We start from the raw sequence: 13,736 nt of genomic DNA, 5'->3' as shown, positions 1-13,736 counted from the left end.
GACAATTGGAGGAGGAACAAGTATGACAACAACGACAAAATTTCCAAAAGGATTTTTATGGGGCGGTGCGACCGCAGCCAATCAATTAGAAGGGGCTTACTTAGCCGACGGTAAAGGTTTATCTGTGGCAGATGCGATGCCGGGAGGAAAACAACGTTTCGCTATTTTAGGAGATGAAGCGTTTGATTGGACGATTGACGAAACGAAATATCGCTACCCTAATCATACAGGAATTGATCACTATGATCGCTTTAAAGAGGACATTGCGTTGTTTGCTAAAATGGGCTTCAAATGTTATCGGTTTTCAATTGCGTGGTCGCGTATTTTTCCACAAGGAGATGAAACACAACCGAATGAAGCCGGCTTGAAATTTTATGATGCGGTTATCGATGAATGTTTAAGCTATAACATTGAACCAGTAATTACGATTTCTCATTATGAAATGCCACTGCATTTAGCGAAAGAATACGGCGGGTGGAAAAATCGTCAATTAGTTGACTTTTATGAACGTTTTGCGGAAACTGTTTTAACACGTTACCACCAAAAAGTTAACTATTGGATGACATTCAATGAAATTAATTCAGCTTTTCATTTCCCAGCACTTAGTCAAGGATTGGTAAAAAGCAATGGAGCCAATGATTATCAAAACATTTTCCAAGCATGGCATAATCAATTTGTTGCAAGTAGTAAAGCTGTAAAAATTGGCCATGAATTAAATCCAGAATTAAAAATTGGATGTATGATTATTTATGCAACAACGTATGGCATTGATTCGAATCCAGTCAATCAAGTTGCTACAATGATTGAAAACCAAGAGTTTAATTATTATTGTACAGATGTTCAAGTTCGTGGTGAATATCCAGCATACGCAGAACGCATATATCAAAAATATGATGTGAAAGACTTAGTCATTGAAGAAGGCGATTTAGAATTATTAAAAGAATACCCAGTGGATTACATTGGCTTTAGTTATTATATGTCGACTGCTGTCGATGTTACTGGTACTACCAACGATACAGCAAATGGGAATCTTTTAGGCGGCGTTAAAAATCCCTTCTTAGAAGCAAGTGAATGGGGTTGGCAAATTGATCCCGAAGGCTTACGAATTGCCCTAAATGAATTATATAATCGTTATCAAAAACCTTTATTTATTGTGGAAAACGGCTTAGGTGCAATTGATAAAGTAGACGAAAATTTCTATGTGGCAGACGACTATCGGATTGATTATTTACGTCGTCATATTGAAGCAATGGCAGAAGCAGTTGCAGATGGCGTCGATTTAATGGGCTATACGCCGTGGGGCTGTATTGATTTAGTCAGTGCTTCCACAGGTGAAATGAGTAAACGGTATGGGTTTATTTACGTTGATTTAGACGATGAAGGAAATGGTACTAAAAACCGTTATGAAAAAAAATCGTTTAATTGGTACAAACAAGTTATCGAAACTAATGGACAAAACTTAGACTAGTTATTGTAATTAAACAAAACAAGATAAGCGTAGCAGGTTGTTGCTTCTGTTCCCACCGTCTATTAATTTTTAAGCTTGGGCCAAAAATCTAAAGTGATTTTTGGCCCAAGCTCTTTTTTGTCAATTTTTCAAAATAGTGCACAATACGTTATAATAGAAACAACTGAGAGGAGCGTTTCTAATGATTAAGCAATTACAACATCCATTTTTTGTTATTATGGGTCCTAGTGGTTCTGGCAAGACCGCAATTACAAGTAAGGTTTTTCCGAAAAACTATAAAGTTATCTCGCATACTACGAGGAAAAAACGGTTGGATGAAGTGGATGGTGTGGATTACTATTTTGAAACAAAAGCAAGTTTTCAAACCTTGATTGAAACCAATCAGTTAGTGGAGTATGATTTTTACCATGGAAACTATTACGGTGTCGGTGTAGCTGCCATCGTTGAAACAACGAAAGAGCATCCAGCCTATAATGCGTTAACTTTTCCAGGCTTTCAAGCGGTCTTTGAGCGTTTTGGCGAGTCCGTCATTCCAGTTTTTTTTGACGTTTCAAAAGAAAATATTTATCAACGTTTAAAGCAACGAGAATCTGATCCTAAAATTATTGAAGAACGTTTAAACCTTTATGATCAAGAAATTCTTATCAAAAACCAATTGGAACAATATCCTAATTATCAACGAATAGATGCCAATGGACCTATAAAAGAGGTCGCTGGCTTGTTACAAGAATGCATCAAACACTATTATTAATCAAGCAACTGGTGAGACAGAATCTAACATCAATTTTGTCTTGCTAGGTGCTTGATTTTTTTTGTAAAAAACTTGCATTCTGAATAGAGAGTGCTATAATGACATGGTGTCATATGACAATGTGTCATAAAAGGGAGGAACACAAATATGCCTACGAATACGTTTTTTCATTTGCCAGAAGAAAAGCAACAACGCTTATTAGATGCTGCGCAAATTGAATTTTCACGCCATTCTTTACAAGAAGCGTCAATTGCAAATATTGTTAAATTAGCGGAAATTCCTCGCGGTAGCTTTTATCAATATTTTGAGAACAAAGAAGATTTGTATTTTTATTACTTTGCGACATTAAGAAAAAATAGTGAACGAGATTTAGAGAAACAAATTATTGCAGAAAATGGTGATTTAATCGAAGCCATGGATGTCTATTTCTCCAAAATGATTGTCGAAGTGCTAACTGGAGAGAATGCTTCTTTCTATCGGAATTTATTTGTCAACATGGATTATCGTGCTTCACGTCGGGTGACGGATAATTTAGCGACTGGAGAAGAGGAAAAAAATAGGAAACAGCACTGTCATAAGCATAGAGGAAGAAAAGGCCATGCTGCCTATGCAGAACATCTTTATCAAATAATTGATCGTTCGAAATTAACCATTGAAACGCCAAAAGAATTCACATGGTTCATGCAGACGGCGATGCATGCCGTTTTCTCAACAATTGTTGATGGGTATCGTCAACAAAGAGAAAATACTGCCTATGATTCAACTGAAGCAGTCAAACAATTAAAAATGAAATTAAATTGGTTGAAAAATGGCGCTTATAAGTAGCAAAAAGGAGGAGAAGTTAGTTGATTAAACTAGTCAAACGGATGTCGTTATGGTCGGTCTTTGCAGCGGTTTTATTTATGATCGTGCAAATTATCGCAGATTTATATCTGCCCACATTAACATCTAATATCATTAATGACGGTGTCGCTAAAGGAGATATTAACTATATTTGGAGTACAGGAGTTGTCATGTTAGGCTTTTCTTTGATTAGCATTGTCGCTTCTATTGGAAATACCTTTTTTGCCACCAAAGAATCACAAAGTTTAGGTAAAAAATTACGGACTGATATTTATCGAAAAGTTGAAAATTTTTCTAATAATGAATTTGACAAATTTGGGACAGCTTCGCTAATTACACGAACAACCAATGATGTCAATCAGATTCAAATGGTTATGCAAATGTTTTTACGTTTAATGATTAATGCACCTTTAACGTTAATTGGTGCAAGTTTTATGGCGTATAACAAGGACCCACAATTAACGAAAATTTTTCTATATGTTTTACCAATTATGGCTGTTTTAGTGGGCGGTATCATGTTTTTAGCGGTTCCGTTATTTAAAAGCATGCAAAAGAAAACAGACCGTTTAAATTTAGTTTTTCGTGAAGGACTGACAGGGGTTCGTGTGATTAGGGCCTTTGGCAAAGCAAACTATGAAGAACAACGTTTTGATGAAGCCAATAAGGATTATACACAAACGGCGATTAAAGTGAATACGATTGTCGCTTTGATGATTCCTTTAATGACACTCATTATGAGTGGTACCAATATTGCAATCACTTGGTTTGGCGGTCATTATATTGCGGAAATGCAACTAGAAGTAGGGAACTTAATTGCCTTTATGACTTATGCCATGCAAATTCTGATGAGTTTCATGATGTTATCTATGATTTTTGTCATGGTACCGCGGGCGCAAGCTTCTGCTGATCGGATTAATGAGGTGCTAAATACTGATTCAGAAATCAAAGATGTACCCAATCCAGAACTGCTCTCTCTAAAAGGCGACGAAGCAACATTGGCGTTTGAACATGTTAATTATCGTTACCAGCATGCTGAAAACTTAGCACTGGAAGATATAGATTTTTCAGCAAAATCTGGGGAGACGGTCGCAATTATTGGTGGGACAGGTTCTGGGAAAACAACGCTGGTTAATCTTTTACCACGTTTTTATGATGTTGAATCTGGCAAAATTTTGCTAAATGGTAAAAACATTAAAGATACGTCACAGCATAATTTACGAGAAATGATTGGCTTTGTACCGCAAAAGGCTGTTTTATTTACAGGAACGATTCGTGAAAATATGCAATACGGCGCCCCAAATGCGACCGATGAAGAAATTTGGCAAGCCTTAGAAATTGCGCAGGCAAAGGCGTTTGTTTCAGAATTGGCAGAAGGTTTGGATAGTCATGTCGAACAAGGCGGCGGTAATTTTTCTGGCGGACAACGCCAGCGGTTGGCTATTGCTCGTGCTTTAGTAAAACCAGCAGATGTCTATGTTTTTGATGATTCCTTTTCTGCATTGGATTTCAAAACAGATGCTAATTTAAGAAAAGCCTTAAAAGAGCAGATGACGGATGCAATTGTCGTTTTAGTGGCCCAACGTGTAAGTACGGTTATGGAAGCATCGACAATTTTAGTATTAGACGAAGGGAAATTAGTTGGTAAAGGAACGCATGAAGAGTTATTAGCGAATAACCAAACGTATCAAGAAATTGTACATTCTCAATTGAGAGAGGAGGACCTTGCATGAGTAGTCGACCAAAAGGCGGACCAATGGGCGGTGGACCAGGACGCAACATTGGCGCAAAAGGGCCAAAACCAAAAAATTTCTGGAAAACAGTGAAACGTTTATTTCGATACATGTCTAAACGAATGCTGTCAATTATTGCTGTCTTAGTGTTAGCAATCGCAGCCGTCGTTTTCCAAATCCAAACACCAAAAGTATTAGGACAGGCAACAACTGAAATTTTTAAAGGCGTCATGAAAGGCGCTGCTGAAATGAAACAAGGCTTAAAAATAACTTCTTTTCCAATTGATTTTGACAAAATCGGTCAAATTTTATTAATTGTTATTGCCATGTACCTTATTTCTGCTGTCTTTAATTTCTTGCAGCAAGTAATTATGACACGTGTTTCACAGCGAACAGTTTATGAATTACGTCAAGAATTAGAAGCGAAAATGAACAAAGTTCCAATTTCCTATTATGATACTCATAGTAATGGGGACATCATGTCGCGGGCAATTAACGACATGGATAATATTGCGAGTACTTTACAACAAAACTTAACCCAATTAATTACCAGTATCGTGACATTTGTGGGTGTACTTTGGATGATGCTGACCATTAGCTGGCAGTTAACACTAATTGCCTTAGCAACAGTGCCATTAAGTTTAATTGTTGTGATGGTTGTGGCGCCTCGCTCGCAAAAACATTTTGCGGCTCAACAAAAAAGCTTAGGATTATTGAATAACCAAGTCGAAGAAACCTACGGTGGTCACGTAGTAGTAAAAAGTTTCAACCACGAAGAAAGTGATCAAGAAGTATTTGAAAAAGAAAATGAAAAATTATACCATGCTGGTCGCAAAGCACAATTTATTTCAGCGATCATTATGCCTTTAATGAACTTTATCAAAAATCTAGGCTATGTGTTTGTTGCAGTCCTTGGTGGCGTAAAAGTAGCGAATGGTATGATGGATTTAGGGGATGTCCAAGCATTTCTTCAATATACCAATCAATTTTCACAACCGATTACTCAAATCGCTAATTTAATGAATACAATCCAAGCTACGGTGGCTTCGGCAGAACGTGTCTTTGAAGTATTAGATGAAGAAGAAATGGTGGATGAACCTTCTGGCATACCAGTGGAAACAGATAGTCCTTATCGTGTTTCTTTTGAACATGTTGCTTTTGGCTATTCACCAGAGAAATTATTAATGAAAGATTTCAATTTAAATGTTAAACCTGGGGAAATGGTCGCAATCGTGGGCCCAACAGGTGCTGGGAAAACAACCCTAATTAACTTATTGGAACGCTTCTATGATATTAGTAGCGGTAGCATCAAATATGATGGCGTTGATACGCGCGATTTATCTCGCGAAGAGTTGCGAGCACACTTTTCAATGGTTCTTCAAGATACTTGGTTGTTCACTGGAAGTATCTATGACAATATTCATTATGGTAATGACCAAGCGAGCGAAGAAGAAGTGATCCGTGCGGCGAAAGCAGCCCATGTGGATGATTTTGTCAGAAAATTACCAGAAGGCTATCAAACGATTCTAAATGAAGAAGCCAGCAATATTTCTCAAGGTCAACGACAATTAATTACAATTGCTCGAGCATTCTTAGCAAATCCAGACGTTTTAATTTTGGATGAAGCCACCTCAAGTGTGGACACTCGAACAGAAATACTGATTCAAGCAGCAATGAATCGTTTATTGGAGAATCGGACCAGCTTTGTAGTCGCTCATCGCTTGTCGACTATCCGTGATGCCGATACGATTATCGTTATGGCAGAAGGTTCAATTGTAGAAACAGGAACCCACGATGAATTAATGGCGAAAAACGGTTTTTATGCTGATTTATATAACAGTCAGTTTTCAGAAGAAGTAGCCTAAAAGGCGAAGAAAAAAATAGTAATTCATGATGGGGCTGAAGGAGCCATAGTCGTAAAGACTGGTTCCTGAAGCCTTATTTTTTTAACAAAAAGTTAGCGAAATTGAAAAATTTCTATTTTCTTTTGAGAAAAACAGGATATTACTTGATGAAATAGCAAGAGATGTATAAAATGGGAGAGAAGAAAATGGAGGTAACAGAAAAAATGACTGAATTTCAATTAGAAAAAGCTGCGACATTAAAAACAATTGCCATTCGTGCGAAAAAAGTTGGCGAAATGGTCGACTTTTATAAAAAAGTAATGGGTTTTGTTTTAAAGTCAGAAGAAAATAACCTGTCTATCTGGGGTACACGTGAAGCAGGAACGCAATTATTAATTTTAGAAGAAACTAGAAAAGCCGAAGATTTTCATAATGAAGAAAAGCAAATGGCTTATTTTTCAATTAAAGTTCCTACGGAAAAAGAATTTTTACAAATTGCTCAACGAGTGCTTGAACAAGACTATCCAATTGATGAAAGTTTCCAAATTGGCACACGTCAAAGCATGTTCATTACTGATCTTGAAGGCAATCAATTTGAGATTTTTCACGATGAAGCAACAGCAAATTCGACTTCTGAAAAGCAACCGATTGTGCTTAAAGATCTTATCAGTGAGGACTTAGAGCCACATCAAGGGTTAGCCGCTGGGTCATATTTAGCGCATGTGCAATTAAAAACAAACAATCAAAAAGAAATAAAAGCATACTATGAGGAAGTTCTGGGTTTAAAACACAATGAAAAAGATCAATTTGTTTTAGAAGATGGCAAAGCAACTATTGGATTCCAAAAACCTGAAACAAGTGAAGTGGATCAATTACCTGATCCACACTTAGGTTTAGATTTCTTTACCATTAAGCTCTCTGATCAAGACCATATTTTAGCAATGGAGCAACAATTAACGTCAAAAAATCAAGAGTTCTTTATTGACCAGAAAAAAGCGATTGTCACTGTGTTTGATCCAATTGGCTTGGAATGGTGGTTTGTCTTAAAATAAACGCTTAGACAGACAAAATAAGCTTGTTTTAGCAAGTCTGGAATAAAGTCGGAATAAAAGTTTAACGCTGCTTTTGTTCGGGACTTATTCTAGACTTTTCCTTTAATATTAAAAATAGTAGGTGAAAAAATGTACGAAAAAACAAAGTGGAAAATTCAAAATATGATGAAAAAAGGTGTTTTTTCGGGGGCTAGTTTTTGTTTCATTGAAGGTGAAAAAGAGGAGAGCAATTGTTGGGGACTCGCACAAGTAAAACCCACCAAAGAACAATTAACCTCGGCCATGCTGTTTGATGTGGCTTCTTTAACCAAAGTAGTCGGCACCACCACCGTTATTTTGCAATTAGTGGAAGAAGGAAAAATTATTCTAGATCAATCATTACAAACTTATTATCCCTCTTTTCAAGATTCTAACATTACAATCCGGCATTTGTTGACACATACGGCAGATTTACAAGGCTATATTCCTAATCGTGATCAGCTGAATGCCCAAGAATTAAAAGACGCCTACAATCATTCATTTCACGCAGGCAAAGCAATAGGTAAAAAAGTCGTCTATACAGATGCAGGGACTATTTTATTAGGCTTTATGTTAGAAGAAATGTTCCAGCAATCAATGATAGAAATTTTATCTGAGCGAGTATTGCTTCCTTTAGGGATGAACGAAAGTACGTTTCTACCAAAGAATCCTTTAAACTGTGTGCCAACAGAATTACATGAACAAAGAGGGTTGATTCGAGGTGCAACCCATGATCCTAAGGCATTCGTTTTACGGGAACATGCAGGGAATGCTGGCTTGTTTAGCAATGTCTATGATTTAACAAAATTTGTTCGAATGTATTTAAATCGAGGCAGTTATCACAATCACCAATTCTTGAAAAAAGAGACGATTGATTTGTTACTAGTTAACCAAGTGCCAGCTGCAGATAAACCACGTTCTCTAGGCTGGGATTTTAAATATGATGTAGCTACGCAACGGCCATTATTATTCCATACAGGCTATACGGGAACTTTTTTGCTAATTGATGTGCAACAACAATCAGCGTTTATCTTTTTATCTAATCGAGTCCATCCAGAGGACCACCGGAACACTTATATCGAAGAAAGAGATCAGTTGTTGGCAACCTATTTAAAAGAGAAATCATCAGTTTCAGATGAAATGACTAGTTTTTAGTGATATAATGAGAGCGAATTCAATTTGGGAGGTCACAGTCAATGCAAGAACCATTATTTTTACAACCTGTTTTTCAAGAAAAAATTTGGGGCGGCAATCGTCTACACACGCTATTTGGTTTTGATTTACCGAGCGATAAAATTGGTGAAGATTGGGCCATCAGTGCACATCCACATGGCGTTAGTACTGTTTTAAATGGCGAATTTAAAGGAAAAAAATTAGATGAATTGTGGGCAGACCATCAAGAGCTATTCGGCCATGCAGGTGGTGCTGTCTTTCCATTATTAACGAAAATTTTAGATGCTGAAGATGATTTATCCGTGCAAGTTCATCCCGATGATGCATATGGCCAAAAACATGAAGGCGAGCTAGGCAAAACTGAATGTTGGTACATTATTGATGCAGAACCTGGCGCTGAAATCATTTATGGACATCACGCGAAAACAAAAGAAGAACTTGCAGAAATGATTGAAGAAGGTCGTTGGGACGATCTTTTAAGAAAAGTACCAGTGAAAAAAGGCGATTTTTATTATGTACCAAGCGGCACTATTCATGCCATCGGCTCGGGTATTTTAATTTTAGAAACGCAACAAAGCAGTGATACTACGTATCGGGTTTATGATTATGATCGAACAGATGATCAAGGAAAGACCCGGGAATTGCATATTCAACAATCCATTGATGTGACAACCGTTCCGGCGAAGGATCCTGACCTCTCTATTCAACAAGAAAATCAAGGACAATCAAGCATTGTTACTTATGTAAAAACAGATTTCTTTAATGTCTATGAGTGGCGTGTCAGTGGGATTCTAAAAGTTAAAAAACAAGCACCTTATACATTAGCAACAGTTATTGAAGGTGTTGGTCGATTGATTACAGAAGATGCTGCAAAAGCAGATGTGGCTACTTTTGATTTGAAAAAAGGCGATAGCTTTATCTTTCCAACAGATATTCCGAGCTGGCGTTTTGAAGGTGATCTAACGATTATAGCTTCAGAACCTGGTAGTCGCTAAAAAAAGAGGGGATCATCAACAGATGATTTCCTCTTTTTTTGGCATTAAAACAGTTTATTTTGTTATAAAGGAACGTTTAGGTAAGGCAGCGATAACAGCTGTGACGATGATGACTGATAGTAGACGATCCCCGTAATCTGTTATCAATTGAACCAACAGGACGCTTGCTAACTGATTGAAGCCTAAACCATATAAAAATTGGACAATTATGCTGGAGCCAGCAGAAGTAATTCCACCAAATAAACAAACTGTAATCAAGGAAGAAATCACTGTTCCTGGTATCGTTAACCACAACGTTTTAAATGGTAATTTGGTTACTTTTAACTGCTGATGAAGGAGCAAGCCTGCTAAAATTCCTGTGCAGAGTTGGACAGGTGAATAATACAGAGAAAAGATATCCGTTGTCAATCCAGTTAGTAGACTTGTTAAAATACCTGTCAGTGCGCTAAAGAGTGGGCCTAATAACGCACCTGTAAAAATAGTTCCCGCGCTATCAAGATAAATTGGTAAACGAAGGAGTAACGCAATGGTACTGCCAAGGTAATTTAAAGCAACACTAAAAGCGATAATTGTAATGATTCGTGGTGTTATTTTTTTCATGGTTATCCCATCCTTAAATTTTTGAAATCTCTTTCGATCTCATCTATTTGTACATTTAAAAGAATGGATAGAAACTTCACGAAAAACTGTTGACTATCAACCGTAGTCAAGACATGACAATTAGCTGGTTGCTGCTGGAAATGATACTGATCGATCATTGATTGCCCCATAGCAATGCCGTCAGGAACAATTTGTCCGTAACTGGAAAAGCCTTGGCAGAGCGTAGGATCAATAAAATAAGCAACCGCTAAGGGATCGTTGATAACACACCCTAAAATACGTTCATATTTCCAATGAAAATCAAAATAAAATTGAGTAATCTCGGCGAGGTAATTCCCCATTTTGGGGTTGAGTCGTTGACAATAATTGAGAATTGTTGGTGTAAAAACAATTTCTCGCGTGACATCTAAGCCGACCATCTCGATTTTTGCACCTAATTCCTCAAAAACCCAAGCTGCTGCATCAGGATCACACCAATAATTAAATTCTGCAACAGGAGAGCAATTGCCGTGGCTTTTAAAGGTACCACCCATTGAGACAAAACGTTGAAGATTTCGCCCCAGAAGAGGTTCTTTTTTTAAAGCCAACGCAATATTTGTTAAAGGACCAAGGGCAATGATTGAGCAATCGGTAGCTTGTTGAAAGGTTTGTGCTAAATAGTCAGCAGCGGAAAGCGCTTGTGCTTGGATTTTGCTAGTTCTGGGGAAATAAGTTTCACCTAAACCATCCATGCCATGTGTATCTTGTGCACTAACAAATGGCCGTTTTAAAGGGCTAGCAGCCCCTTGGTAGACAGGAATATCTAAGCGATTAACTTTTTCTAAACATTTAAAAACATTTCCCACGCCAATTTCCACAGGGACATTTCCACAAACAACTGTAATCGCTTGGACATCTAGCTCTGGTGAAGCAAGTGCATACAAGAGAGCAAGCGTGTCATCAATTCCAGGATCACAATCAATAATTACTTTTTGCATTTTTTCCAATCCTCCTTTTTCGTTAACTGCAAATGATAACTCTTGTTAAAAAAGCTATGACTTGAGTTAGTATTGAGAGATACTTAGTTTTTTATTCTGGGAAGTTTCCGAACCAGTCCGAGAAATTCTCGATTTTAAATGCACCTCTTTATCTTACTATATTTTGTAAAGATGTAAATAGTTGTCGGAGAAATGAAAAAGAATCTAGTCCTATATGTAGGAACTAGATTCTTCTTTTATTTATAAAGCGTTTCAGGAATAGCGATCGGTTCACCATATTTTTTCTCTAAAGCGGTCCGAATTAACCGAATCCCTAGATTTTTGTTGCGTGCTAAGATTGGACCGTGGAAGTAGGAGCCAAACACATTTTTATAGACAACGCCTTCGCCATTATCTTGACCGTTATTGCCTTTGCCTTGTTTGACTGTTCCTAAAGGTCGTTCACCTTCGCCTAAAAAAGTCATGCCATTATGATTTTCAAAACCATAATACGTTTCATCAAATTCTTCATTATAAATTTCGATATCACCAATGAAACGATTGTTGTCTTGGCTCAAAGTGTAATGATCTAATGCACCGATTCCTTTAATTTTTTCGCCTTGTGCGCCGACATAGTAATGTCCTAGAAGTTGATAACCACCACAGATAGCTAACAAGACGCCATCATTTTCAATATAAGAAGTCAAAGCTTCTTTTTTATTCTGAATGTCTTCTGAGATGATCAATTGCTCGAAGTCTTGACCGCCACCAACAAAGACTAAATCATATTTTTCGGGATCAAACGGTTCGTAGATACTGATAATTTCTGATCGGAAGGTAACGCCCATTTTTTCGGTTAAATATTTAAGCATCAATAAATTTCCGTTATCTCCGTAAGTATTTAATAAGTTGCCATATAAATGACAAACGACTAATTCTTTAGACACCATTCATTCCCCCTTGAATATACCCTTGGGCTGTTAATGATTTTCTTAATTGCAAAACAGCAGTATAGGTTGCCAAAATATAGACATGATCTGTCGGCAACGTTTTAATTTCTGAAATTACTTGCTCCAAATCAGGAATTTCTAGTAATTTTTCTTCAGGAATACCCGCAACTTTTAAACGCAAGGCCATATCTTCATGGCGATCACCGCCAGCAATTACTTTTGGAATGTCCATATCAGCAAAGGCTTCATGATTACCATCCCAAATCCAACTGACATCAATTCCATCTGCATAATTGGCATTTAATAATGAAACCAGCGAGAAAGAGTAAGGGGCTAAGCCCATCATATCAATGACCTGATTTAAACCAACGGGATTTTTTACTAAAACTAACGTACATTCTTTATCGCCAACTTTAATAGTTTCTTGACGCCCAAAAACTTTTTCATCATAAGCTAAGCCTGCTCGGATTTTATCTGGTGCCACCTGATAATATTCTGCTACCGCTGTGGCTGCTAGCGCATTATAAACATTATACATCCCGCCAACAGCAATGCCATATTCTTCGCCATCAATCACAAAATCAGCAGATGTGTTATCCATCCGGACCATTTCCGTTAACTGTACATCCAATTCAGGGCGTTTGAAGCCACAATTTGGGCAATAGTAATCACCTAAATTAGCATACGTAATCATTTTATAATGAAGAATATGATTACATTTTGGACATAAAACCCCATCTGTATTGTAATGAGCCAATTGCTCTTTCGGTGGCAAATGATTAAATCCATAGTATTTGCGAGGATTTACAGTTTCTTTTGAATTAAAAATTGGCGAATCACCATTGCACAAAATAGTTGCTTCAGGAGCAGCAGCGGCGCCTTCCATAATTAAGCGATACGTCGTATAGATTTCGCCATAGCGATCCATTTGGTCGCGGAAAATATTCGTAAAAACAAATAATTTTGGTTGAATATATTTAGTGACACGGCTTAAACTTGCTTCATCAATTTCTAAAACCGCAAATTTCTTTTGTCCTTTTTTCGCCTTGGCATTTAAAAAAGTAGAGACAATTCCTTGCTCCATGTTAGCACCCGTTGGATTTGTTAATACCTCATCAAATTCTTGGCGTAAAATGTTAACAGTTAAAGCAGTTGTCAATGTTTTGCCGTTCGTTCCAGTGACTACGACAATTTCATAGTCTTTTGCCAATGTATCTAAAATTTTAGGATCGATTTTTAGGGCTAATTTCCCTGGGTAGCTACTGCCGCCTTTAAAAAATGTTTGTAAAACCCATTGCGAAGTTTTTCCTGCAGCAATTGCTAAATGACTTCGAATCCCCATTTGTTGTCCCCCAA

12 protein-coding genes and 1 riboswitch are annotated in these 13,736 nt (G+C 37.3%); of the genes, 8 read left to right on the top strand and 4 right to left on the bottom strand.

The annotated features are described in order from the left end of the window. The first annotated feature begins 22 nt into the window (after positions 1–22). The 8 genes from IGJ90_RS10550 to manA all read left to right on the top strand — a co-directional run bounded on the left by IGJ90_RS10550 (position 23) and on the right by manA (position 9,874). Positions 23–1,468, top strand: a complete 1,446-nt coding sequence (locus tag IGJ90_RS10550) for a glycoside hydrolase family 1 protein (RefSeq protein ID WP_002367149.1) — start codon at positions 23–25, stop codon at positions 1,466–1,468. Positions 1,469–1,649: 181 nt separating this feature from the next. Next, positions 1,650–2,219, top strand: a complete 570-nt coding sequence (locus IGJ90_RS10545) for a guanylate kinase (protein WP_002367148.1) — start codon at positions 1,650–1,652, stop codon at positions 2,217–2,219. Positions 2,220–2,366: 147 nt separating this feature from the next. Next, positions 2,367–3,044, top strand: coding sequence for a TetR/AcrR family transcriptional regulator (locus IGJ90_RS10540; protein WP_002367146.1), 678 nt, complete (start codon positions 2,367–2,369; stop codon positions 3,042–3,044). 20 nt (positions 3,045–3,064) lie between these two features. After that, the gene (locus tag IGJ90_RS10535) at positions 3,065–4,792 is read left to right on the top strand and encodes an ABC transporter ATP-binding protein (RefSeq protein ID WP_002367144.1); all 1,728 of its coding nucleotides are present in this window, start codon (positions 3,065–3,067) and stop codon (positions 4,790–4,792) included. Beyond that, positions 4,789–6,657 (top strand): ABC transporter ATP-binding protein, encoded by a 1,869-nt coding sequence (locus IGJ90_RS10530; RefSeq protein WP_002362577.1) that lies wholly within the window; start codon positions 4,789–4,791, stop codon positions 6,655–6,657. The genes IGJ90_RS10535 and IGJ90_RS10530 overlap by 4 nt, the downstream gene beginning before the upstream one ends. A gap of 161 nt (positions 6,658–6,818) precedes the next feature. After that, positions 6,819–7,688 (top strand): VOC family protein, encoded by an 870-nt coding sequence (locus IGJ90_RS10525; protein ID WP_016614362.1) that lies wholly within the window; start codon positions 6,819–6,821, stop codon positions 7,686–7,688. A gap of 129 nt (positions 7,689–7,817) precedes the next feature. Next, entirely contained in the window at positions 7,818–8,861 is a 1,044-nt protein-coding gene (locus IGJ90_RS10520) for a serine hydrolase domain-containing protein (protein ID WP_002367141.1), read from the top strand. Positions 8,862–8,902: 41 nt separating this feature from the next. Further along, positions 8,903–9,874: a mannose-6-phosphate isomerase, class I gene (gene manA / locus IGJ90_RS10515; RefSeq protein WP_002356580.1), complete on the top strand. Its 972-nt coding sequence runs from the start codon at positions 8,903–8,905 to the stop codon at positions 9,872–9,874. A gap of 54 nt (positions 9,875–9,928) precedes the next feature. Here the strand turns inward: manA and IGJ90_RS10510 are convergent, their stop codons facing one another. The 4 genes from IGJ90_RS10510 to IGJ90_RS10495 all read right to left on the bottom strand — a co-directional run bounded on the left by IGJ90_RS10510 (position 9,929) and on the right by IGJ90_RS10495 (position 13,722). Then, positions 9,929–10,474, bottom strand: coding sequence for an ECF transporter S component (locus IGJ90_RS10510; protein ID WP_438768083.1), 546 nt, complete (start codon positions 10,472–10,474; stop codon positions 9,929–9,931). Positions 10,475–10,476: 2 nt separating this feature from the next. After that, complete coding sequence (locus IGJ90_RS10505; protein ID WP_002367139.1) at positions 10,477–11,451, bottom strand: nucleoside hydrolase; 975 nt, start codon at positions 11,449–11,451, stop codon at positions 10,477–10,479. 77 nt (positions 11,452–11,528) lie between these two features. After that, a riboswitch (PreQ1 riboswitch) is annotated at positions 11,529–11,573 on the bottom strand. Between the two features lie 114 nt (positions 11,574–11,687). Then, complete coding sequence (locus IGJ90_RS10500; RefSeq protein WP_002356583.1) at positions 11,688–12,380, bottom strand: type 1 glutamine amidotransferase; 693 nt, start codon at positions 12,378–12,380, stop codon at positions 11,688–11,690. Then, positions 12,370–13,722: a Mur ligase family protein gene (locus IGJ90_RS10495; protein WP_002362254.1), complete on the bottom strand. Its 1,353-nt coding sequence runs from the start codon at positions 13,720–13,722 to the stop codon at positions 12,370–12,372. Before IGJ90_RS10495 ends, IGJ90_RS10500 begins: the two co-directional genes overlap by 11 nt. Between the last annotated feature and the right edge of the window lie 14 nt (positions 13,723–13,736).

This window comes from Enterococcus sp. AZ129 (genome assembly GCF_051714505.1).
GTDB classification, from domain to species: Bacteria; Bacillota; Bacilli; order Lactobacillales; family Enterococcaceae; genus Enterococcus; species Enterococcus faecalis.
This window is presented reverse-complemented; position numbering and strand designations above follow the sequence as displayed.

Excerpts from the sequence above, each read along its gene's own strand:
- IGJ90_RS10550 (WP_002367149.1), top strand. The coding sequence starts at position 23 with ATGACAACAACGACAAAATTTCCAAAAGGATTTTTATGGGGCGGTGCG.
- IGJ90_RS10545 (WP_002367148.1), top strand. The coding sequence starts at position 1,650 with ATGATTAAGCAATTACAACATCCATTTTTTGTTATTATGGGTCCTAGT.
- IGJ90_RS10540 (WP_002367146.1), top strand. The coding sequence starts at position 2,367 with ATGCCTACGAATACGTTTTTTCATTTGCCAGAAGAAAAGCAACAACGC.
- IGJ90_RS10530 (WP_002362577.1), top strand. The coding sequence starts at position 4,789 with ATGAGTAGTCGACCAAAAGGCGGACCAATGGGCGGTGGACCAGGACGC.
- IGJ90_RS10525 (WP_016614362.1), top strand. The coding sequence starts at position 6,819 with ATGTATAAAATGGGAGAGAAGAAAATGGAGGTAACAGAAAAAATGACT.
- IGJ90_RS10520 (WP_002367141.1), top strand. The coding sequence starts at position 7,818 with ATGTACGAAAAAACAAAGTGGAAAATTCAAAATATGATGAAAAAAGGT.
- manA (WP_002356580.1), top strand. The coding sequence starts at position 8,903 with ATGCAAGAACCATTATTTTTACAACCTGTTTTTCAAGAAAAAATTTGG.
- IGJ90_RS10510 (WP_438768083.1), bottom strand. The coding sequence starts at position 10,474 with ATGAAAAAAATAACACCACGAATCATTACAATTATCGCTTTTAGTGTT.
- IGJ90_RS10505 (WP_002367139.1), bottom strand. The coding sequence starts at position 11,451 with ATGCAAAAAGTAATTATTGATTGTGATCCTGGAATTGATGACACGCTT.
- IGJ90_RS10500 (WP_002356583.1), bottom strand. The coding sequence starts at position 12,380 with ATGGTGTCTAAAGAATTAGTCGTTTGTCATTTATATGGCAACTTATTA.
- IGJ90_RS10495 (WP_002362254.1), bottom strand. The coding sequence starts at position 13,722 with ATGGGGATTCGAAGTCATTTAGCAATTGCTGCAGGAAAAACTTCGCAA.